Annotated in this window: 17 protein-coding genes, 1 tRNA gene and 1 pseudogene; 2 read left to right on the plus strand and 17 right to left on the minus strand. The window is 65.2% G+C overall.

The features are described from left to right. The 4 genes from Q8N10_RS01340 to rpsL form a co-directional block, all read right to left on the minus strand. Positions 1 to 150: GTP-binding protein (locus tag Q8N10_RS01340; protein WP_304781287.1), on the minus strand; the 150-nt coding region annotated here is incomplete at its 3' end. 48 nt (positions 151 to 198) lie between these two features. Continuing rightward, positions 199 to 2277 (minus strand): elongation factor G, encoded by a 2079-nt coding sequence (gene fusA, locus Q8N10_RS01345; RefSeq protein WP_305663852.1) that lies wholly within the window; start codon positions 2275 to 2277, stop codon positions 199 to 201. A 102-nt stretch (positions 2278 to 2379) separates the two neighbouring features. Continuing rightward, positions 2380 to 2853, minus strand: a complete 474-nt coding sequence (gene rpsG, locus Q8N10_RS01350; protein ID WP_293492233.1) for a 30S ribosomal protein S7 — start codon at positions 2851 to 2853, stop codon at positions 2380 to 2382. A 12-nt stretch (positions 2854 to 2865) separates the two neighbouring features. After that, a complete protein-coding gene (gene rpsL, locus Q8N10_RS01355; protein ID WP_111278705.1) occupies positions 2866 to 3237 on the minus strand; it encodes a 30S ribosomal protein S12 in 372 nt (123 codons plus the stop codon). Between the two features lie 373 nt (positions 3238 to 3610). Here rpsL and Q8N10_RS01360 point away from each other — a divergent pair, with 373 nt between their 5' ends. After that, positions 3611 to 4180 carry a hypothetical protein gene (locus Q8N10_RS01360; protein WP_305663853.1) on the plus strand — a complete coding sequence of 190 codons (570 nt, stop codon included), beginning with the start codon at positions 3611 to 3613 and terminating at the stop codon, positions 4178 to 4180. Between the two features lie 55 nt (positions 4181 to 4235). Here the strand turns inward: Q8N10_RS01360 and Q8N10_RS01365 are convergent, their stop codons facing one another. From Q8N10_RS01365 to Q8N10_RS01415, 11 genes are all read right to left on the minus strand, one after another. Next, a complete protein-coding gene (locus tag Q8N10_RS01365; protein ID WP_305663854.1) occupies positions 4236 to 5348 on the minus strand; it encodes a ferritin-like domain-containing protein in 1113 nt (370 codons plus the stop codon). A gap of 160 nt (positions 5349 to 5508) precedes the next feature. Further along, entirely contained in the window at positions 5509 to 9702 is a 4194-nt protein-coding gene (gene rpoC, locus Q8N10_RS01370) for a DNA-directed RNA polymerase subunit beta' (RefSeq protein WP_305339206.1), read from the minus strand. A 92-nt stretch (positions 9703 to 9794) separates the two neighbouring features. Then, a complete protein-coding gene (gene rpoB / locus Q8N10_RS01375; protein WP_305663855.1) occupies positions 9795 to 13883 on the minus strand; it encodes a DNA-directed RNA polymerase subunit beta in 4089 nt (1362 codons plus the stop codon). A 363-nt stretch (positions 13884 to 14246) separates the two neighbouring features. Then, positions 14247 to 14630, minus strand: a complete 384-nt coding sequence (gene rplL, locus Q8N10_RS01380; RefSeq protein ID WP_215340981.1) for a 50S ribosomal protein L7/L12 — start codon at positions 14628 to 14630, stop codon at positions 14247 to 14249. A gap of 45 nt (positions 14631 to 14675) precedes the next feature. Continuing rightward, entirely contained in the window at positions 14676 to 15191 is a 516-nt protein-coding gene (rplJ, locus tag Q8N10_RS01385; protein ID WP_304775590.1) for a 50S ribosomal protein L10, read from the minus strand. Positions 15192 to 15528: 337 nt separating this feature from the next. Beyond that, positions 15529 to 17097 (minus strand): alkaline phosphatase, encoded by a 1569-nt coding sequence (locus Q8N10_RS01390; RefSeq protein WP_304775592.1) that lies wholly within the window; start codon positions 17095 to 17097, stop codon positions 15529 to 15531. A 131-nt stretch (positions 17098 to 17228) separates the two neighbouring features. Further along, on the minus strand, positions 17229 to 17918 hold the full coding sequence (gene rplA, locus Q8N10_RS01395) for a 50S ribosomal protein L1 (protein ID WP_304775594.1): 690 nt from the start codon (positions 17916 to 17918) through the stop codon (positions 17229 to 17231). A gap of 3 nt (positions 17919 to 17921) precedes the next feature. Then, positions 17922 to 18353: a 50S ribosomal protein L11 gene (gene rplK, locus Q8N10_RS01400; RefSeq protein ID WP_304775596.1), complete on the minus strand. Its 432-nt coding sequence runs from the start codon at positions 18351 to 18353 to the stop codon at positions 17922 to 17924. 111 nt (positions 18354 to 18464) lie between these two features. Then, the gene (nusG, locus tag Q8N10_RS01405; RefSeq protein WP_304775598.1) at positions 18465 to 19037 is read right to left on the minus strand and encodes a transcription termination/antitermination protein NusG; all 573 of its coding nucleotides are present in this window, start codon (positions 19035 to 19037) and stop codon (positions 18465 to 18467) included. A gap of 5 nt (positions 19038 to 19042) precedes the next feature. Further along, positions 19043 to 19348 (minus strand): preprotein translocase subunit SecE, encoded by a 306-nt coding sequence (gene secE / locus Q8N10_RS01410; protein ID WP_304775601.1) that lies wholly within the window; start codon positions 19346 to 19348, stop codon positions 19043 to 19045. A gap of 66 nt (positions 19349 to 19414) precedes the next feature. Beyond that, positions 19415 to 19490, minus strand: a tRNA-Trp gene (locus tag Q8N10_RS01415). A 186-nt stretch (positions 19491 to 19676) separates the two neighbouring features. Between Q8N10_RS01415 and Q8N10_RS01420 the strand changes: the two genes are divergently transcribed. Continuing rightward, the gene (locus Q8N10_RS01420; protein WP_304775603.1) at positions 19677 to 19850 is read left to right on the plus strand and encodes a hypothetical protein; all 174 of its coding nucleotides are present in this window, start codon (positions 19677 to 19679) and stop codon (positions 19848 to 19850) included. 50 nt (positions 19851 to 19900) lie between these two features. Here the strand turns inward: Q8N10_RS01420 and Q8N10_RS01425 are convergent, their stop codons facing one another. Together Q8N10_RS01425 and tuf are read right to left on the minus strand one after the other, a co-directional pair. Beyond that, positions 19901 to 21088, minus strand: coding sequence for a GNAT family N-acetyltransferase (locus Q8N10_RS01425; protein WP_304775605.1), 1188 nt, complete (start codon positions 21086 to 21088; stop codon positions 19901 to 19903). A 176-nt stretch (positions 21089 to 21264) separates the two neighbouring features. Beyond that, a pseudogene (gene tuf, locus Q8N10_RS01430) lies at positions 21265 to 21405 on the minus strand (elongation factor Tu); the annotation flags it as partial.

Consider the following 21405-nt stretch of genomic DNA (forward strand, 5'->3'; position numbering starts at 1 on the left):
GATATCGGCGTAGTTCATCGCCTTCGCGCCACCGGCCTTCGCCAGCGTAATCGTGATCGCAGCCGTCAGCGTCGTCTTGCCATGGTCAACGTGACCAATCGTGCCGATGTTGCAGTGCGGCTTATTGCGTTCGAACTTTTCTTTAGCCATTTCAAGCTCCAGCCCTGTCCGGGCTCGTCCTCTAAACTAGGGTTGGGGTTAGGCGTACTTCTTGATCACTTCGTCGGCGACGGCTTGCGGCACCGTTTCGTAGTGGTCGTAGGTCATGGAGAAGTTCGCGCGTCCTTGTGAGAACGAGCGCAGCGTATTGATGTAGCCGAACATGTTGGCCAGCGGCACGAAGGCGGTGACCACCTGGGCGTTGCCGCGGGTTTCCGTGCCCTGGATCTGGCCACGGCGGCTGTTGAGGTCGCCGATCACGTCGCCCATGTACTCATCAGGCGTCACCACCTCGACCTTCATCACCGGCTCGAGCAGCTTGGGCGAACCCTTCTCACGAAGTTCGCGGAAGGCGGCGCGGGCGGCGATTTCGAAAGCCAGGACCGAACTGTCGACGTCGTGGTAGTTGCCGTCATACAGGGTGGCCTTGAAGTCGATCAGCGGGAAGCCGGCCAGCAGGCCGTTTTCCTTCGAGGTCTCGAGACCCTTCTGAACGCCCGGGATGAATTCCTTGGGGATCGAGCCGCCGACGATGGTGTTCTCGAATACGAAGCCCGAACCGGGCTCGCCCGGCTCGAACACGATCTTCACGCGGGCGAACTGGCCCGTACCGCCGGTCTGCTTCTTGTGGGTGTAGTCGATGTCAGCCTTGCGGCCGAGGCTCTCGCGATAGGCCACCTGCGGCGCGCCGATGTTGGCTTCCACCTTGTAGGTGCGCTTCAGGATATCGACCTTGATGTCGAGGTGAAGCTCGCCCATGCCCTTCATGACCGTCTGGCCCGACTCCTGGTCGGTGAAGACGGTGAAGGACGGATCTTCGGCGACCATCTTGGCCAGGGCGACGCCCAGCTTTTCCTGGTCGGCCTTGGACTTCGGCTCGATGGCGATCTCGATGACCGGCGCCGGGAAGTCCATCTTCTCAAGAATGACAGGCGACTTCAGGGGATCGCACAGGGTGTCCCCGGTGCGGGTGTCCTTCAGGCCGGCCAGGGCGACGATGTCGCCGGCGAAGGCTTCCTTGATGTCTTCGCGGTTGTTGGAGTGCATCAGCAACATACGGCCGACGCGCTCTTTCTTGTCGCGCGAGGAGTTCAGCAGGCCCATCCCGGTTTCGAGCTTGCCCGAATAGATGCGGCAGAAGGTCAGCGAACCCACGAAGGGGTCGTCCATGATCTTGAAGGCCAGGACCGACAGGGGCTCTTCATCCGAGGCCTTACGGACCACCGGCTCTTCGGTCTTGAAGTCGATGCCCGGGGTCGGGGGAATATCCACCGGCGACGGCAGGTAGTCGACCACGGCGTCGAGCAGGGGCTGGACGCCCTTGTTCTTGAAGGCTGAGCCGGCGAGGATCGGATAGAAGGCGCCGGTCAGAACCGCCTTGCGCAGGCACTTCTTGATGACTTCGATCGAGGGCTCTTCGCCACCCAGATAGGCTTCCATCGCCTCGTCATCGAGTTCGACGGCGTTTTCGATGAGGTAGTGGCGGGCTTCTTCAGCCTTGGCCTGCATGTCGGCCGGGATTTCCTCGTCGCGATAGGTCGCGCCCAGGCCGTCGTTGTCCCAGACCACGGCCTTCATGCGGACCAGGTCGACGATGCCCCGCAGCGAGGCTTCCGAACCGATTGGCAGTTGGATCGGCACCGCCTTGACGCCCAGCCGCTCACGGATGGTCTTCAGGCACATGTCGAAGTCGGCGCCGATCTTGTCCATCTTGTTGACGAACACGATGCGCGGAACGTTGTAGCGGTCGGCCTGACGCCAGACGGTCTCGGTCTGGGGCTCCACGCCCTGGTTGCCGTCCAGCACCGCGACGGCGCCGTCGAGGACGCGCAGCGAGCGTTCGACTTCAATGGTGAAGTCGACGTGGCCGGGGGTGTCGATGATGTTCAGGCGGTGATCATTCCAGATGGCGGTCGTCGCGGCCGACGTGATCGTAATGCCCCGCTCTTGCTCCTGCTCCATCCAGTCCATGGTGGCGGCGCCATCATGGACTTCACCGATCTTATGGCTCTTGCCGGTATAGTAGAGAATCCGCTCCGTGGTCGTCGTCTTGCCCGCATCGATGTGGGCCATGATGCCGAAATTACGGTAGTCTTGGATTTTGTGCGCGCGGGCCATAGCGGAAGCTCTGCTGGAATAAGCGTTCGGGATAGGCTGAACGAACGGCGCGGGCGGTTTAACTCAAACCGCCCGCGCCGAAAAGGGATGGTTCGTGCTGTCTTACCAGCGGTAGTGCGAGAAGGCCCGGTTGGCTTCGGCCATCTTGTGGGTGTCTTCGCGCTTCTTCACGGCCGAACCCCGGTTCGAGGAGGCGTCCAGCAGTTCGCCGGCCAGCTTCTCGGTCATGGTGTTCTCGCCGCGCTTGCGGGCGGCGGTCACCAGCCAACGGATGGCCAGGGCCTTCCGACGGTCGGGACGCACTTCGACAGGCACCTGATAGGTGGCGCCGCCGACCCGGCGGGAGCGGACTTCGATGCCAGGCGCCACGTTTTCCAACGCGGCGTGGAAGGTTTCCAGGGGACCCTGGTCCTTGCGCTTGGCTTCGAGGATGTCGAAGGCGCCGTAGAGGATATTCTCGGCGACGGCTTTTTTGCCTTCGTACATGACGTAGTTCATGAATTTGGTGACCGTCAGGTCTCCGAACTTCGGGTCCGGCAGAACTTGACGTTTCTCGGCGCGACGGCGGCGGGACATTCTTCTTATTCCTTACTTAGGACGCTTGGCGCCGTAGAGCGAACGACGCTGCTTGCGGTCCTTGACCCCTTGGGTGTCGAGCACGCCGCGCAGGATGTGGTAGCGGACGCCCGGAAGGTCCTTAACCCGGCCGCCGCGGATGAGCACGACGGAGTGCTCCTGCAGATTGTGGCCTTCGCCCGGGATATAGCACACCGCTTCGATGCCGGTGGTCAGACGCACCTTGGCGACCTTACGAAGCGCGGAGTTCGGCTTCTTCGGGGTCGTCGTATAGACGCGGGTGCAAACGCCGCGGCGCTGAGGGCAGCCTTTGAGGGCCGGCACCTTGTTGCGCACCGGCTTATTCTGCCGAGGCTTGCGGATGAGCTGATTGACTGTTGGCATCTATTCTCTGCTCTGGAGGCGTGTGCCGTTGGGCCGTGGCGCCTCAGTTGGGGTCCGTGTTCAAGGTTTCGAAACCGGCTCGTTGAACGCAAAAACTCGCCGGCGCGCAGTGGTTCGCGTTCCGGCGGGCCAGGCTGTCCGTTTCGGGACTTGCCGTTCAACGGGGCGAGGGACGAATCCCCGGCCTCGAAAGGAGCGCGGTTCATACTCGCCATGCCCCCCGCCGTCAACGTTTGCGAGCGCGCGGGCCGTCGCGCCGCCTCGCGCCCGCTTTCGGCCATGAAACCGCCGCGCGCGCCCGCGCCCTATGGCCAAGGTTGCGAGGGCGGTGCACGGCATGTCGGAGACAAGGCGTTGGCGGTTAGGGGCCCTTGTGACCGGGTCGGTGCTGGCCCACGCCGGGGTCCTGGCCATCCTGACCGCCAACCGCCCTCAGCCGCGGCTCTATGAGGGACCCGCCGTCTTCGAGATGACCATGGCCCCACGCATCACCACCACGCCGCAGGAGGTCACCCGCCCCCGCCAGCAGCTCCGGCCCCGCCCGTCCCGCTCACGGCCCGAGGACCTGTCGGTGGCGCCTCTGGTGGTTCCACAGGCCCTGCCCCCCGCCCCGCCCGCGCTGACGCCGCCCAGCCTGACTCCTCAGCTCAGCGCCGCCCTGCGCCGCGGGCTGGGCTGCGCCAACATCGCCAGCACCGGCCTCAGCCAGGCTGAGCGGGATGCCTGCCTGGAGCGTCTGGGCCAGGGCGCGAAGGACGCTCCCCATTTCCGTTCCGGTCTCAGCGCGGGCAAGCAGGCTCTGCAGGACGCCGCCGACGCCCGGCGCAAGACCTATCGTGACTATCGCGAGGGGCCGATCCCGCCGGGCCTCTCGAGGTCCGACGCGGCCAGCGGCCTCACCGGCCTAGGCGGAACCGGCCACAAGACCACCGTTCCGTTCTAGCTATACGCGCAACGGCCCGGGATCGCCCCGGGCCGCGCGTGATGTGGGATGAAACCTAGGCGGCGATCACCTCGTCACCGCGCATCAGGGGGGCCTCCAGGGTGGCCCAGTCGATCTGGCCGTCGTGCTTGAGGTTCTCGAACTGCAGGACGCCGAGCGCTTCGAACTTTGGACGGATCTTGTCGGTCAGTAGGCCGATCCGCTTCAGGTTCGGGATCATGCGTTCGAAAAGGAAGGTTCGGAACGCCCGGCCGCCCTGGGTGGCGTTGTTGATCTCGATGGCCTCGGCCTCGGTGAAACCGAACTCCTGGGCCACGTTGGTGGACACCAGGCGGTCGCGCATGACCAGGCAGGCTTCATAGGCGAACTGAGCCCGCTCCTCGATCTGATCCTCAGGCAGGGCCCGAATCCAGTCCTCCAGATAGTTCACGCCGAATGCCACGTGCCGACCCTCGTCACGCATCACCAAGCCCACGACATCGCGCAACAGCGGGTCATCGGTCGTCTGATGGATCGTCTGGAAGGCCGCGAGCGCCAGGCCCTCGATGAGGATCTGCATGCCAATGAACTTCAAGTCCCAGCGCGGATCGGTCAGCACCTTGTCCAGCAGGAACTTCAGGCTGGGGTTGATGGGGTAGATCATCCGGCAGCGTTCCATCAGGTACTTGTGGAACACCTCCACGTGCCGCGCCTCGTCGAAGGTCTGCGACGCGGCGTAGAGCTTGGCGTCATGGGTGGGCGCGCAACTCACCAACTGGGAGGCCACCATCAGGGCCCCCTGCTCACCATGCAGGAATTGCGACAGGGTCTGGGCGTTGGAGCGGTGGGAGAACTCGCGCTTCTGCTCGGGGGTCAGGGCCTCCCACTTGGGATGGCCAGCAAAGCCCTCGGGGCCCTCCCCGGCCACGACCTCGCGGGGCGGCGGCGGCGGCTGGGTCCAGTCGATATCCAGTTCGGTGTTCCAGTTGAACCGCTTGCCCAGTTCGTAGAGCCGCCGGATCTTGGAATTGGCCGTCTCGTAGTCCCAGTTGTAGGAGCCGGTCAGCGGGGTGTTGAAGATCTCGCGGATCACCTCGACGTCCCGGTCCGACAGGCGGGCGGCGAGGTCCTCGGAATCGAAGGTCTGGACCTCGGTTGGCGGTCCGTCGACGACGGTCACATGCAGCATGACTGACTCCCTTTTCGCCCGGCCTTGCGTCGAGCTCTAGGAGGCAGCCTAAAGATGACGCCGGCGTCATCTTTGATTCATATCAACATGGACCCCAAAGCAAACGGCCCGGGATCGCTCCCGGGCCGCGCTTACGCACACAGACTGGACTGTTTGCGGGTTAGCCCTCGACCTTCTCGGCCTCGGCGTCCACCGCGATGATTTCCGGCAGCGGCTCCATCGCCTCTTCGCGGCTGGCCGAGAGAGCCTCGTCGCGCTTGGTGGCGATGCGCTGCAGGTTGCGCAGGTACGAGCCCGTGCCCGCCGGGATCAGGCGGCCCACGATCACGTTTTCCTTCAGACCTTCGAGCGTGTCGGTCTTGCCCTGCACCGAGGCTTCGGTCAGCACCCGGGTCGTTTCCTGGAACGACGCGGCGGAGATGAAGCTTCGGGTCTGCAGCGACGCCTTGGTGATGCCCAGCAGGACCGGCTGAGTGATTGCAGGACGGCCGCCGCGGGCTTGCGCCTTGGCGTTCTCCTCGTTGACGTCCGTCATATCGAGGTGATCGCCCTTGAGCAGGCCGGTGTCGCCGGGCTCGAGGATCTCGCCCTTTTGCAGCATCTGACGGACGATTGTCTCGATGTGCTTGTCGTTAATCGGCACGCCCTGCAGACGGTAGACTTCCTGGATTTCGTCCACCAGGAACTCGGCCAAGGCCTCAATGCCCAGGATGCGCAGGATGTCGTGCGGATCCGGGTTGCCGTCGATCAGATATTCACCGCGGCGGATCACGTCACCGTCGTGGACGGCGATGTGCTTGCCCTTCGGGATCAGGAACTCGACCGCCTCGCCACCGTCTTCCGGGGTGATCTTGATGCGGCGCTTGTTCTTGTAGTCGCGGCCGAATTCGACGCGGCCGTCCATCTCAGCGATGACCGCGCAGTCCTTCGGACGGCGGGCTTCGAAGAGTTCGGCGACGCGCGGCAGACCCCCGGTGATGTCCCGGGTCTTGGCGCCTTCGGTCGACATACGCGCGATCACTTCACCCGGCTTGATCTCGTCGCCGTCGCCGACGGAGAGAATCGCGCCGACGGGCAGGAGGTAACGGGCCTCGCCGCCGTTGGAGATGCGCATGTAGGCGCCGTCGGCGTCCAGGACCGCCATGGCCGGACGCAGGTCCGAGCCCTTGGTCGAGGTGCGCCAGTCGATGACCACGCGGTTGGAAATGCCGGTGGCTTCGTCGGCTTCTTCGCGAACGGAGAAGTTCTCCACCAGGTCTTCGAAGCGGATCTTGCCGCCGACCTCGGTGATGATCGGAACCGAATAGGGGTCCCATTCGGCCAGACGCTGGCCGCGCTTCACCTTTTCGCCGTCGCGGACCTTCAGACGCGCGCCGTAAGGCGGCTTGTAGGTTTCACGGTCCTTGCCGTCGACCTGCACACTCATCTGCAGGTTCCGCGACAGACAGATCAGCTCGCCGTCGGGGGCGATGACGGTGTTGCCCCCGGCCAGCTTCACGGTGCCGGTGTTGGTGCTCTCGTAGAAGGACTGCTCAGCCACCTGGGCGGTGCCGCCGATGTGGAAGGTCCGCATCGTCAGCTGGGTGCCGGGCTCGCCGATGGACTGGGCGGCGATGACGCCGACCGCTTCACCGATGTTCACCGGGGTGCCGCGGGCCAGGTCGCGGCCGTAGCAGGTCGCGCAGACGCCGTTGCCGGCCTCACAGGTCAGGACCGAGCGCACCTTCACCGACGGAACGCCGGCGGCGTCGATCAGGTCGCAGATGTTCTCGTCCATGTAGGTGTCGGCCGGAACGATGACCTCACCGGTGCCCGGATCCTTGATGTCCTCGGCGGTGGAACGACCCAGGATGCGCAGACCCAGCGAGACCAGGACGTCACCGCCCTCGATCACGGCGCGCAGGGTGATGCCCCGCGTGGTGCCGCAGTCTTCCTCGTTGATGATGCAGTCCTGCGCCACGTCCACCAGACGGCGGGTCAGGTAGCCGGAGTTGGCGGTCTTCAGGGCGGTGTCGGCCAGGCCCTTACGGGCGCCGTGGGTGGAGTTGAAGTACTCCTGGACGGTCAGGCCTTCCTTGAAGTTGGAGATGATCGGCGTCTCGATGATCTCGCCGGACGGCTTGGCCATCAGGCCGCGCATCCCGCCGAGTTGCTTCATCTGGGCCTGCGAACCGCGGGCGCCGGAGTTGGCCATCATGAAGATCGAGTTGATCTCCAGCTCGCGGCCGTTCTCGTCCTTCGGCTGGGTCGAGATCTCGGCCATCATCTCATCGGCGACGCGGTCGGTGGCTTTCGCCCAGGCGTCGACGACCTTGTTGTACTTCTCGCCCTTGGTGATCAGGCCGTCGGCGTACTGCTGCTCGTACTCTTCCACCAGCTTGCGCGTCTGGGAGACGATCGGCTTCTTCCGCTCGGGGATGATGATGTCATCCTTGCCGAAGGAGATGCCGGCCTTGGCCGCTTCCTTGAAGCCCAGACCCATGATCTGGTCGGCGAAGATGACCGTCGCCTTCTGACCGCAGTGGCGGTAGACGATGTCGATCAGATTGCCGATTTCCTTCTTGGTGAGGTTCTTCTCAAGAAGACGGTGGCCGACCGCAGGGTGGTGCGGGAATAGGGCCGAAATCTTCATCCGGCCGGGCGTCGTATCGATCAGCTTGCGCTCCAGCACGCCGTCAGCGTTCATCTCGCTGTGGCGGGCCTTGATCTTGGAGTGCAGCGACACGACGCCGTGGTCGAGCGCGGCTTCGATCTCGCCGAGGTCGGAGAAGATCTTGCCTTCGCCCGGCTCGCCTTCACGGGCAAGGGACAGGTAGTAGAGCCCCAGCACGATGTCCTGCGACGGCACGATGATCGGACGGCCGTTGGCCGGCGACAGGATGTTGTTCGTGCTCATCATCAGCACGCGCGCTTCCAGCTGGGCTTCCAGCGAGAGCGGCACGTGGACGGCCATCTGGTCGCCGTCGAAGTCAGCGTTGAAGGCCGCGCAGACCAGCGGGTGAAGCTGGATGGCCTTGCCCTCGATCAGCTTGGGCTCGAAGGCCTGGATGCCCAGACGGTGCAGGGTGGGGGCGCGGTTCAGCAGAACCGGGTGCTCGCGGATCACCTCGTCCAGGATGTCCCAGACGGCGGGCTGTTCGCGTTCCACCATGCGCTTGGACTGCTTGACGGTGCCCGACAGGCCCTTGGCGTCGAGACGCGCATAGATGAAGGGCTTGAAGAGTTCGAGCGCCATCTTCTTGGGCAGGCCGCACTCGTGCAGCTTCAGCTCCGGGCCCACGACGATGACCGAACGGCCGGAATAGTCGACGCGCTTGCCGAGCAGGTTCTGACGGAACCGACCCTGCTTGCCCTTCAGCATGTCGGCGAGCGACTTGAGCGGACGCTTGTTGGCGCCGGTGATGACCCGGCCACGACGGCCATTGTCGAACAGGGCGTCGACGGCTTCCTGCAGCATCCGCTTTTCGTTGCGGATGATGATGTCGGGCGCGCGCAGCTCGATCAGGCGCTTCAGGCGGTTGTTACGGTTGATGACCCGGCGATAGAGGTCGTTCAGGTCGGAGGTGGCGAAGCGGCCGCCGTCCAGCGGCACCAGCGGACGCAGTTCCGGCGGGATCACGGGGACCACCGACAGGATCATCCATTCCGGCTTGTTGCCGCTTTCGATGAAGCTCTCGATCAGCTTCAGACGCTTGGACGTCTTCTTCAGCTTCATTTCCGAGGTGGTGGTGAGGAGGTCCTCACGCAGCCGGTCGGCTTCCTTGGGGAGGTCGATGGCGCGCAGCAGGCCTTGGACGGCTTCGGCGCCGATCTCAGCGGTGAAGCTGTCGTCGCCGAACTCCTCCTGATAGCGCATGTACTCGTCTTCCGAGAGCAGCTGGTGCTGCTTGAGCGGGGTGAGGCCCGGCTCGGTGACGATGTAGTGCTCGAAGTAGAGGACGCGCTCGATGTCCTTCAGGGCCATGTCCAGCATCATCGAGATGCGGCTGGGCAGGGACTTCAGGAACCAGATGTGGGCGACCGGGCTGGCCAGTTCGATGTGGCCCATCCGCTCGCGCCGAACGCGGGCCAGGGTGACCTCCACGCCGCACTTCTCGCAGATGATGCCCTTGTACTTCATGCGCTTGTACTTGCCGCACAGGCACTCGTAGTCCTTGGTGGGACCGAAGATCCGCGCGCAGAACAGGCCGTCACGTTCCGGCTTGAACGTGCGGTAGTTGATGGTCTCGGGCTTCTTGATCTCGCCGAACGACCACGAGCGGATCTTCTCAGGCGAAGCCAGGGCGATGCGGATACGGTCGAAGGTCGGAACGGCCTGGACCGGGTTGAAGATATTCAGGACTTCCTGGTTCATTTGAATTCCAGTTCGTCAGCAGTTTCAGTGGCGAAGCGGGAGGAGCTGACGGGCCCCTCCCCTCGCATAGACGATGGCGGCGGAAGCGCGCCTTAGCCGTTCTCGAGCTCGACGTTCAGGCCCAGGGAACGCATTTCCTTGACCAGCACGTTGAAGCTTTCCGGGATCCCGGCCTCGAAGGTGTCGTCGCCGCGGACGATGGACTCGTAGACCTTGGTCCGGCCGGCCACGTCGTCGGACTTCACCGTCAGCATTTCCTGCAGGGTGTAGGCCGCGCCGTAGGCTTCCAGAGCCCAGACCTCCATCTCCCCGAACCGCTGGCCGCCGAACTGGGCCTTGCCGCCCAGCGGTTGCTGGGTGACCAAGCTGTAGGGGCCGATGGAACGGGCGTGGATCTTGTCGTCCACCAGGTGGTGCAGCTTCAGCATGTAGATGTAGCCGACCGTGACCGGGCGCTTGAACTGCTCGCCGGTCTGACCATCGTACAGGATGGACTGACCGGAACGGGCCAGGCCCGCCTTTTCGAGAAGGTTCTCGATGTCGTCGATGTGGGCGCCGTCGAAGACCGGGGTCGCGAAGGGCACGCCCTTGGACAGGTTCTTACAGAGCTCGATCAGTTCCTCCTCGGTGTCGGGGAGTTCCTGGTCCTTGCCGTAGATGCTCACCAGGTGGTCGACGAGGGCCTTCTTCTGGCCGCCGTTCTGCCAGGCTTCCAGCAGCTCGGAGATCTGACGGCCGAGGCCGGCGGCGGCCCAACCCAGGTGGGTCTCGAAAATCTGGCCGACGTTCATGCGCGAAGGCACGCCCAGCGGGTTCAGCACGATGTCGACGTTCTGGCCGTTGGCCAGGTGGGGCATGTCCTCGATCGGCAGGATCTTGGAGATAACCCCCTTGTTGCCGTGACGGCCGGCCATCTTGTCGCCGGGCTGAAGCTTGCGCTTCACGGCCACGAAGACCTTGACCATCTTCATCACGCCGGGGGGCAGTTCGTCCCCGCGCTGCAGCTTGTCGACCTTGTCCTCGAAGCGACGGTCCAGACGCTTGCGGGCCTCGTCGAACTGGCGGCGCATGGCCTCCAGCTCGCCCATGGCCTTCTCGTCGTCCAGAGCGATCTGCCACCAGAGGCCCGGCGCGATCTCGCCCAGCTTCTCGGCGGTGACTTCACCGCGGCCCAGGCCCTTGGGACCCGAGACGGCGACCTTGCCGGTGATCAGGTCGCGGAGGCGCGAGGTCATGTTGCGGTTCAGGATCGCGAACTCATCGTCGCGGTCCTTGCCCAGGCGGTCGATCTCGGCGCGTTCGATGGCCATGGCGCGCTCGTCCTTGTCGACGCCGTGACGGTTGAACACGCGGACTTCCACGATGGTCCCGGCGACGCCCGGGGGCAGGCGCAAGGAGGTGTCGCGGACGTCGGAGGCCTTTTCACCGAAGATGGCGCGCAGGAGCTTTTCTTCCGGCGTCATCGGGCTTTCGCCCTTCGGCGTGACCTTGCCCACCAGGATGTCGCCCGGCAGGACCTCGGCGCCGATCGCCACGATGCCCGCCTCGTCGAGGTTGCGCAGGGCTTCCTCGCCGACGTTGGGGATGTCGCGGGTGATCTCTTCCGGGCCCAGCTTGGTGTCGCGGGCCATGACCTCGAACTCCTCGATGTGGATCGAGGTGAAGACGTCATCACGCACGATGCGCTCGGAGATCAGGATGGAGTCTTCGAAGTTGTAGCCGTTCCAGGGCATGAAGGCGACGAGGGTGTTCCGGCCCAGGGCCAGTTCGCCAAGGTCCGTGGACGGGCCGTCGGCGATGACGTCGCCGGTGTTGACCCGGTCGCCCACGCGCACCAGCGGACGCTGGTTGATGCAGGTCGAGGTGTTGGAACGCTGGAACTTCTGCAGACGGTAGATGTCGACGCCGGCCTTGGTCGGGTCGTTCTCTTCGGTGGCGCGGATGACGATCCGGGTGCCGTCCATCTGCTCGATCACGCCGGCGCGGCGCGCGACCAGGACGGCGCCTGAGTCGACAGCCACGATGGCTTCCATGCCGGTGCCGACCAGGGGCGCATCCGACTGGATAAGCGGCACGGCCTGCTTCTGCATGTTCGAGCCCATCAGGGCGCGGTTGGCGTCATCGTTTTCCAGGAACGGGATCAGCGAGGCGGCCACAGAGACGACCTGCTTCGGGGACACGTCCATAAGGTCGACGGTGTCGCGGGGCAGCAGGCCCGGCTCGCCATTGACCCGGCCGGCGACCAGTTCCTCGACGATCACGCCGTCCTTCAGGGTGATGTTGGCCTGGGCGATGACGTGCTTGGCCTCTTCCATCGCCGACATGTAGACGACCTCGTCGGTCGTCTTGCCGTCCTTGATGCGACGGTAGGGGCTCTCGATGAAGCCGTACTTGTTCACCACCGCGTGGGTGGCGAGCGAGTTGATCAGCCCGATGTTCGGGCCTTCCGGCGTCTCAATGGGGCAGATCCGGCCGTAGTGTGTCGGGTGCACGTCGCGGACTTCGAAGCCGGCGCGCTCACGGGTCAGACCACCAGGGCCAAGCGCCGACAGACGGCGCTTGTGGGTGATTTCCGACAGCGGGTTGGTCTGGTCCATGAACTGCGAGAGCTGCGAGGAACCGAAGAACTCGCGCACGGCCGCGGCCGCGGGCTTCGCATTGATCAGGTCGTGGGGCATGACCGTGTCGATATCGACCGAGGACATGCGCTCCTTGATGGCGCGTTCCATGCGCAGCAGGCCGACGCGGTACTGGTTTTCCAGCAGTTCGCCGACCGAACGCACCCGGCGGTTGCCCAGGTTGTCGATGTCGTCGATTTCGCCGCGGCCGTCGCGCAGGCCCACCAGGGTCTTGAGGACCGCCAGCACGTCTTCCTTGCGCAGGATGCGCACGTCGTCGGGGCAGTCCAGTTCCAGGCGGATGTTCATCTTCACGCGGCCGACCGACGAAAGGTCGTAGCGCTCGCCGTCGAAGAACAGCGACTTGAACATGGCCTCGGCGGCTTCCACCGTCGGCGGCTCGCCCGGACGCATCACGCGGTAGATGTCGAACAGGGCGTCCTCGCGGGCCGAGTTCTTGTCCACCCGCAGGGTGTTGCGCATGTAAGCGCCCATGGTCACCTCGTCGATGTCGAGGGTGTCCAGGGTGGTGAAGCCCTGCTCTTCCAGCGCCGTGATCAGCGGTTGGTCGAGCTCGTCGCCGGCTTCGGCGTAGATTTCACCGGTCTCGTGGTTGACCAGGTCGCGCGCCAGATAGCGGCCCACCAGGGCTTCCGGCGGCAGCAGCAGGGTCGTGAGACCCGCATCAGCGAACTTCTTGGCGTTGCGGGCCGAGATCTTCTGGCCGGCGGGGGCGATCTCTTCGCCGGTCTCGCCATCCACCAGAGGATATTCCGGCTTGGTCCCGCGCCAGCGCTCGGGCTTGTAGGGGGTGGCCCAGCCGGCGGCGCCCTTCTTGGACTGCAGGCGCTTTTCGTAGGGCACGGTGTCGTAGAAGGTGGAGAGGATCTCCTCACCATCCATGCCCAGCGCCATCAGGAAGGTGGTGGCCGGCAGCTTGCGGCGGCGGTCGATGCGAACGAACACCACGTCCTTGGCGTCAAACTCGAAGTCGAGCCACGAGCCGCGATAGGGGATCACGCGGGCCGCGAACAGCAGCTTGCCCGACGAGTGCGTCTTGCCCTTGTCGTGGTCGAAGAACACGCCCGGCGAACGGTGCATCTGCGAGACGATGACCCGCTGCGTGCCGTTGACGATGAAGGTGCCCTTCTCGGTCATGAGCGGGATATCGCCCATGTAGACGTCCTGCTCCTTGATGTCCTTCACGGAGCGGGCGCCGGTCTCTTCGTCGGTTTCGAAGACGATCAGGCGAAGCTTGACCTTCAACGGCGCCGCATAGGTCATGTCGCGCTGAACGCACTCTTCGACGTCGTACTTCGGCTCTTCGAACTCGTAGGTGACGTATTCCAGCACCGCGCGTTCGTTGAAGTCCTTGATCGGGAAGACGGACTTGAAGACCGCCTCCACGCCCTCGTCACGACGCTCACCGGCGCGGGTCTCGCGCTGCAGGAACTGTTCGTAGGAGGAGCGCTGAACCTCGATCAGGTTCGGCATCTGCACGGCTTCAGGGATGCGTCCGAAAGAGTGTCGGATCCGCTTTTTACCGGTGAAGGATTGCGCCATTTTATTCCCTTGAGCGACGCGCGGAACGGTTTCCCCGCGTCAGGTCTTTAATCCCGCGTCCACCCTCGAACGTCCTTTCGGACGCCGGACGCTGGAGCCCCTGTATCGCCAGGGGCGTTCCCTCGCATGGCCGGAGGGCGTAGGGCCATGCCTCGGAACATAGGCGCGCGTAAAGGAATCGCGTGAGACACGAATCGTATTTTGCGAAGGAGCCGAAATAGGCCTTCTCGCAAAGGATGTGAAGCCCCTAGACTAAATTAGTTCCGGAGCCCCATGCCGGCCGGCAGAACTGCAAACGCAAACGGGCCCCGAAGATCGCTCTCCGGGGCCCGTCGCAGATACGCGGCGAACCGCGCGTCAGTCTTACTTCACCGAGACGGTCGCGCCGGCTTCGGTCAGCTTCTTGGCGACTTCGTCGGCGACTTGCTTGGAGACGTTCTCGACGACGTTCTGCGGAGCGCCTTCGACCAGGTCCTTGGCTTCCTTCAGGCCGAGGTCCGGACGGACGCCGCGGACTTCCTTGATCACGTTGATCTTCTTGTCGCCACCGGCGGTCAGGACAACGGTGAACTCGGTTTGCTCTTCAGCGGCTTCAACCGGAGCAGCAGCAGCGCCACCGGCGGCGGCCACGGCCACCGGAGCGGCGGCGGAGACGCCCCACTTTTCTTCCAGCAGCTTGGACAGCTCGGAGGCTTCCAGGACGGTCAGGGCGGACAGGTCATCGACCAGTTTTTCAAGCTTCGACATTTGGGCAGATCCTTAGAGAGTGGGTTTTGTCGGGGAAAATGACGATCAGGCGGCGTCTTTGGCGGCGTAGGCCGACATGACGCGGGCAAGCTGAGCGGCCGGGGCCTGCAGAACGCCGGCGACCTTGGTCGCGGGGGCTTGCAGAAGGCCGATGATCTTGCCGCGGAGCTGGTCGAGGGACGGCAGGGTGGCGAGATTGCCCACCGCCGACTTGTCCAGCACCTCTTGACCCATGAAACCGCCAATGATGGTGAACTTGTCGTTCTCCTTGGCGTACTGGGTCGCGACCTTGGCGGCGGAGACAGGGTCCGGCGCATAGGCGATGGCGACAGGGCCGGTGAAGAGGGCGTCGCCCGCCTCGCCAACCGAACCGTCCAGGGCCTTCTGAGCCAGGGTGTTCTTCACCACCCTCAGGTGAGCGCCTTCCTTGCGGAGGCGGCCACGCAGATCGGTCATTTCCGCAACGGTCAGACCCAGATTGTGGGTCACGACCACGGCGCCGGCGTCGGCGAAGACGCCCTTGAGCGTCTCGATCGTCACCTGCTTTTGAGCGCGGTCCATTGCGGTCTCCATACTCAGGTCCAGCCGCCAGACGATTCCGGCGACCGCATAGATGATCGTTGCGAGGGAAACCCACGCGGCCGATCAGCCTGTCCGAGAGAAGCCGCAGCCTGCGCGCCCATTCGAAACGAATGGTCGATGAGGCGTCATCTTCCCGTCTCCCCGCGGCTGAGGAAGGGCTCTTCCTCGCGTTACGGTCACCGGTGACCCCGGCGACCCCGCAGTTCATGGACAGGATCGAGGCCCGAAGGCCTCGAGCCCACCTCCCCTTGCGGAGAGGCGAAACTTTAGAGGGGCGGGCTCTACACGAGCCGCGCCCGAAGGTCAAACCCTGGGGTCAGGCCCGATGGACGCCGGGCCGCCCATTCTCCAGGGCGAAGCTCGCCAGGTCGCGGATCGGCGAAGTGGCCACAAGGGCGTTCTCCACCGTCCGGAAGGTCATCCGCGAGTCCTTGGGGGTCAGGTCCAGTCGGCCATAGCCGCGAACCTTGCCGTCGAATTGCTTGATATGCGGGTTCTTCGCCGCGAAGACGTCGCTCTCCCCGCCGAGGGAGGAAATGGAGCCGCCGACGAAGGTGGATGCGACCGGCGGACCATCCAGGGTCTCGGTGAGATTCGCGGCGGCGAAGGCGTGGATGTCGCCGCCAAGCGCGATGGGGTTGGAAACCTTGGCCTCGCGCCATCGCTCCACGATACGCGCGCGATTGGCGGGGTAGCCGTCCCAGCCGTCGCTGGAATAGAAGCGCGTCGTCTGCTGGGCCGGGTCGCCCAGTTGCAGCTCGGCCATCAAGGTCTGCTGGGCCAGCAGGTTCCACTGGGCCTTGGAGCTGGACAGGACGTCGAGCAGCCAGGCTTCCTGCGGCTTGCCCAGGATCGAGCGTGTGGGGTCGCGGCGTTCCTCGCAGTCGCCGATCAGCTTTCCGCGCTTGGACGGTCCCGCCGGCTGACAGGGCTTGCCGTCGCGATACTGGCGGTCGTCCACCATCTGGATCTGGGCCAGGCTTCCCCAGTCCAGGGCGCGGTACAGCAGCATGTCGGGACCAACGGGCGCCGCGCGGCGACGCAGGGGCATGTGCTCGTAATAGACCTGATAGGCCGCGGCCCGGCGGCGCAGGAAACCGGCGGGGTCAAAACTGTCCTGGTCGCGATCGGCCCCGTAGTCGTTGGCGACCTCGTGATCGTCCCAGGTCACCATCCAGGGGGCGACGGCGTGAGCGGCCTGCAGCAGGGGGTCGGATTTATAGGTGGCGTAGCGGAACCGATATCCGGCCACGTCCTTGGGCTCGGGGTTGGCGTGCAGCCGCACCGCGCCCTTGCTCCCGGGATTGCCCTCGTAGATGTAGTCGCCGAGAAACAGGATCAGGTCCGGCGCCTCCTCCACCATGTGAGCGTAGGCGGAGTAGAACCCCGCCTCATACTTCTGGCAGGACGCGAAGCAGAGGCGCAGGCGATCGACCGCCGCACCCCTGGCCGGGGCCGTGCGGGTACGGCCCACCGGGCTCTGAGCGCCGACGGCCGTGAAACGGTACCAGTACTCCCGCCCGGGCTTCAGACCCCCAACCTCGACATGGACCGAATGGCCGGCGTTGGGCCTGGCCAGCGCCTTTCCGGAGCGCACCACCTTACGCATGGACTGGTCCTCGGCCACTTCCCAGGCCACCGCCACCGGCTCGGGCGGCATTCCGCCGTCGGGTTCGAAGGGCTTGGGCGCAAGCCGGGTCCAGAGCACGACGCCGTCAGCCTCGGGCTCCCCGGAAGCCACACCGAGGCTGAAGGGATTGTCGGCCAGGGACGGCGAGGCCAACACCACCCCGCCGATGGCGGCCGGCGCCAGGGCCAGACCGGCCAGGCTGGCGGCCCCGCGCAGCAGGTGGCGGCGCGCGATGGATGGAATGTAGAGGCTCATGCACAGCCCTCCCCGGTGACTCGGGGGAGAGACTAGGCGGCGATCACGACAGAACGCCAACGCCAACGAAAACGAAAACGGGCGGGTCCCGTGGAGGACCCGCCCGCCGCCATTCAGTCAGCCAGGTCGGCTCAAGCGCCGACGGAGGTGGTGTCGACCTTGAAGCCCGGGCCCATGGTGGACGAGAGGCTGATGCGCTTGATGTAGATGCCCTTGGCGCCCGAGGGCTTGGCCTTGTTCAGGGCGTCAACCAGGGCGCGCACGTTGGCCAGCAGGGCGTCTTCGGTGAAGCTCGCCTTGCCGATGCCGGCGTGGATGATCCCGGTCTTCTCGGTGCGGAACTCGATGGCGCCGCCCTTGGCGTCCTTCACGGCCTGACCGACGTTGGGGGTCACCGTGCCGACGCGCGGGTTCGGCATCAGGCCGCGCGGGCCCAGCACCTTACCCAGACGGCCGACGAGGGCCATCATGTCGGGCGTGGCGATCACGCGGTCGAACTCCATGAAGCCGCCCTGGATGCGTTCCACCAGCTCTTCGGCGCCGACGATGTCGGCGCCGGCCGCGGTGGCTTCAGCGGCCTTGGCGTCCTTGGCGATGACGGCGACGCGGACGTCGCGGCCGGTGCCGGAGGGCAGGTTGACCACGCCGCGGACCTGTTGGTCGGCGTGGCGCGGGTCGACGCCCAGGTTGACGGCGATCTCGATGCTTTCGTCGAACTTGGCGGTGGCGTTGGCCTTCACCAGTTTGACGGCGTCGGTGACGGCATGGTTGGCGAGACGGTCGCCGGTCCAGGCCTGGATGCGCTTGGCTTGCTTAGCCATGTCTTAGGCCTCCACGATCGAAAGACCCATCGAGCGGGCGGAGCCCTCGATGATCTTGGCGGCGGACTCAACGTCATTGGCGTTGAGGTCCTTCATCTTCTTCTCGGCGATGTCGCGCAGCTGGGCGCGGCTGATCGAGCCGGCCGTGTCACGGCCAGGCGCCTTGGAGCCGGACTTCAGGCCGAGCGCTTCCTTGATGAAGTGGGTCGCGGGCGGGGTCTTGGTGATGAAGGTGAAGGACTTGTCCTGATAAACGGTGATCACCGTCGGCAGGGGCGTGCCTTTGACTTCCTTCTCGGTGCGGGCGTTGAACTCCTTGCAGAAGCCCATGATGTTGACGCCGCGCTGACCCAGAGCCGGCCCGATGGGCGGCGAGGGCGTTGCGGAGCCCGCAGGCACCTGCAGCTTGATATAGCCCAGAATTTTCTTGGCCATGTTCTCCTCTTTGACCGGACGTCCGGTCTGTTGAGCCGTGGTCCGGCCCTGGCTGGGCCTCCCACGGTTTTAAAAGCCCCTCCCCGCGAATGCGGGAAGCGGCGGCGCCAGTCAGGTCGTCTTTTCGACCTGGCTGTATTCGAGCTCGACCGGCGTGGCGCGTCCGAAGATGGACACCGTCACGCGCAGGCGGGAGCGTTCCTCGTCAACCTGCTCGACCGAGCCGTTGAAGCTGGCGAACGGACCGTCAGTGACGCGGACCTGTTCCCCGATCTCGAACTGGATCGTGGGCTTGGGCCGCTCGACGCCTTCTTCGATGGCGCCGATGATCCGGGCGACTTCCTTTTCCGAGACGGGCATCGGCTTGTTCTGGCTGCCCAGGAAACCGGTGACCTTCGGGGTGTTCTTGATGAGGTGGTAGGCTTCGTCGGTCAGCTCCATCTTCACCAGGACGTAGCCCGGGAAGAACTTGCGCTGGACGTCGATCTTGCGGCCGCGGCGGATTTCGGTGGCGGCTTCGGTCGGGACCAGGACCTCGGAGAAGTTCTCCGCCAGTCCCTGGGACTTGGCCTGCTCTAGGATCGAGTCCTTCACCTTGCCTTCGAAATTCGAATAGGCGTGCACAATATACCACTTGTGGTGGGGATTGGCGGCGACGGCGACTTCGGGGGTTTCAGCGTTCATTTCGACTATCCCGCGTTCGCGAGCTTGAGGAGGAAGGCCATGGCGAGGGTCAGTGCCCCATCCACCAGGGAGAAGAAGATCGCGGCGAGCACCACCATGATCCCGACCATCACCGAGGTGATCCAGGTCTCCTTGCGGGTGGTCCAGGTGATCTTGCGCCCCTCGGCGCGGACTTCCCGGAAGAACTGGCCGGGGCTGGTCTTCTTCTTCGGCGCGGCCTGCGCCAGGGCCGAGGCAGGCGCGATCGCCGCCGCCGTCTTGGCGGCGCGGTTCTTCATCGCTTGCGGCGTGGAACCCGGTTTCCTGGCCATCTAGGCGCTCGACACTCTCTGCATACGGGCGGCGGACCTCCGCGCCCTTGGACGTCACATATAGGTTGGCAGGAGCGGAGGGACTCGAACCCACGACCCTCGGTTTTGGAGACCGATGCTCTACCAGCTGAGCTACACTCCTACGAACCACCCCCTGGCAAGGGCAGCCTCCGGACAATGAACAGCGCGCCGGAAAGGCTCCCGGCGCGTGCTCATCGCTAGAGCCGGGTCGTTTAGCAGTGGCCGTCTTCCCAAGCAATAGTCGCAGGCGTGGATCGAAGCGGGGCAGGCCCGCGTTTCATCGAAAGCCGCCACCTCAGGAAATCCCATGCCAGACGTCGACCCCAACGCCGCCAGGAACCGCGACGAGGACATGAAACCCGCCTCCCCGCCCCGGCCCGCGACCGAACCCGCGGGCGGCAAGGATTCCAGCCGCAACGACAAGACCCTGACCAATCCGTCCACCGGCGAACCCGAGCCTGGCGCGCCGAGCCCCACCTAGGATTCGAGGATGGCTGGCGCGGCCTGTGGGTGGTCGCCCCCAGACGCGTTCTAGTCCGCCACCAGGCCCATCAGGCCAAGGCCCAGTCCCAACCCGAGGCCGATCGAAGCTCTGGGATGACGCCGGCCCAGATCGCCGAGGGTCTGGGACGCGGCGATGGCGCGTCCGTCGAACCGCGGTTCGCAGGCGGTGATTCTGTCCCAGCGTCGGTCCAGCCGCCGGCCGGCGCGGCTTATGCTCTCGCGAAGGTCGGGCGCGTGGGCCAGGGCCAGATTGGCGGCCGCCCGCGCGGTCTCCACCCACCCGCCGGCGGTGACATCCCCCTCGAAGACCGACTGGCCGGGTTCAGCGAAGTCGCGCTTGTAGTCCTCGCCAGCGGGTCCGAAATCGACGGTGGCGATGCCCTGGTCCGGGGCCGCCCTCAGGGTCTCCAGGGTCATAAGGGCGCCGGGGGAATAGCGGGCGAATTCGGGATCATAGACCGGGAACCAGAGGTGGTAAGCGCTGCCTGACCTCAAGCCCACCTCGGCCGCCACGATCCGCGATCCGGCCCGCAGGGTGGCGAAGCGCAGGCCGAAGTCATCGCTGGCCAGGGTCGACAGCCGGCGCAGGAAGGGCATGGTCCAGGGACTGGCGAAGATGTCGTGCTGGCCCGTGCGCCGCATCTGGGCGCGCTTGAGGCGGAAGATCAGGTCCAGGACCCCTTCCCCATCGGCGTCGAAGGTGAAGTCGAGCGGGCCGAGGGTCTCGGCCAGACGCCGCCCCCGGCGTCGCTTGTCCTTGAAGAACTCGGCCGGGCGGCGCGCGGTATAAGCCTCAAAGCCGTCAGAGAGATCGGCGACCATGGCGGGGCGAGACGAGAGTCGCGAGCCGCCGCCGTCGCCCACCAGGCCGCTGAACCGGAATCTGCGGGCTCCCAGCAGCCCGACGACAGCGGCCAGGTCCACCTCGGCGCCCGGAGCCGACAGCAGGCCGTGATAGTCGGTGAGGGGCGCGGCGATGGGCTGGATCAGCCGGCCACGGCGCTGAAAGGGAAGAAAGCCCACGATCTCGCCACGGCGTCGGATCACCGCCACCTGGGATTCCGGTGCGGCCTCGCCGGCCGCCAGGACGTAGCGGAAATCGAAATAGGGACTGCGGAAGGCGGGATCGGCCGCGCGGAACCGCGACCACAGGTCGCGCGCAGGGACGCTCAAGTCCTCCGGCTGGCAGGTCTGCACGCTCAGGTCCGGCGCCATCGCCCTACTCATCCTCACCATTCGGCGCAGACGTTAAGCGTGACCGGTAAAGAACGTGTATTCCACAACCGCGCAAAGAAAAGGGCCGCCCGGGTTTCCCCGGACGGCCCTGATCTTGTCCCGGCTCGGCCTTCGGGCTTACGCCCTCCGTTGGCCGGGATGACAGTCTCTAAGGACTACTCGACGATCTTGGCCACGACGCCGGCGCCGACGGTGCGGCCGCCTTCGCGGATGGCGAAACGCAGGCCCTGGTCCATGGCGATCGGGGTGATCAGCTCCACGTCCAGTTCGGCGTTGTCGCCCGGCATGATCATTTC

It is taken from the genome of Phenylobacterium sp., assembly GCF_030693625.1.
GTDB classification, from domain to species: Bacteria; Pseudomonadota; Alphaproteobacteria; order Caulobacterales; family Caulobacteraceae; genus Phenylobacterium; species Phenylobacterium ferrooxidans.

What these genes read in the sequence shown, in the direction of transcription:
- rplL (WP_215340981.1), bottom strand. Translation starts at nt 14,630, where the DNA reads ATGTCGAAGCTTGAAAAACTGGTCGATGACCTGTCCGCCCTGACCGTC.
- Q8N10_RS01390 (WP_304775592.1), bottom strand. Translation starts at nt 17,097, where the DNA reads ATGAGCCTCTACATTCCATCCATCGCGCGCCGCCACCTGCTGCGCGGG.
- rpsG (WP_293492233.1), bottom strand. Translation starts at nt 2,853, where the DNA reads ATGTCCCGCCGCCGTCGCGCCGAGAAACGTCAAGTTCTGCCGGACCCG.
- Q8N10_RS01365 (WP_305663854.1), bottom strand. Translation starts at nt 5,348, where the DNA reads ATGCTGCATGTGACCGTCGTCGACGGACCGCCAACCGAGGTCCAGACC.
- Q8N10_RS01425 (WP_304775605.1), bottom strand. Translation starts at nt 21,088, where the DNA reads ATGGCGCCGGACCTGAGCGTGCAGACCTGCCAGCCGGAGGACTTGAGC.
- secE (WP_304775601.1), bottom strand. Translation starts at nt 19,348, where the DNA reads ATGGCCAGGAAACCGGGTTCCACGCCGCAAGCGATGAAGAACCGCGCC.
- rpoC (WP_305339206.1), bottom strand. Translation starts at nt 9,702, where the DNA reads ATGAACCAGGAAGTCCTGAATATCTTCAACCCGGTCCAGGCCGTTCCG.
- rplA (WP_304775594.1), bottom strand. Translation starts at nt 17,918, where the DNA reads ATGGCTAAGCAAGCCAAGCGCATCCAGGCCTGGACCGGCGACCGTCTC.
- rplK (WP_304775596.1), bottom strand. Translation starts at nt 18,353, where the DNA reads ATGGCCAAGAAAATTCTGGGCTATATCAAGCTGCAGGTGCCTGCGGGC.
- fusA (WP_305663852.1), bottom strand. Translation starts at nt 2,277, where the DNA reads ATGGCCCGCGCGCACAAAATCCAAGACTACCGTAATTTCGGCATCATG.
- rplJ (WP_304775590.1), bottom strand. Translation starts at nt 15,191, where the DNA reads ATGGACCGCGCTCAAAAGCAGGTGACGATCGAGACGCTCAAGGGCGTC.
- rpoB (WP_305663855.1), bottom strand. Translation starts at nt 13,883, where the DNA reads ATGGCGCAATCCTTCACCGGTAAAAAGCGGATCCGACACTCTTTCGGA.
- Q8N10_RS01420 (WP_304775603.1), top strand. Translation starts at nt 19,677, where the DNA reads ATGCCAGACGTCGACCCCAACGCCGCCAGGAACCGCGACGAGGACATG.
- nusG (WP_304775598.1), bottom strand. Translation starts at nt 19,037, where the DNA reads ATGAACGCTGAAACCCCCGAAGTCGCCGTCGCCGCCAATCCCCACCAC.
- rpsL (WP_111278705.1), bottom strand. Translation starts at nt 3,237, where the DNA reads ATGCCAACAGTCAATCAGCTCATCCGCAAGCCTCGGCAGAATAAGCCG.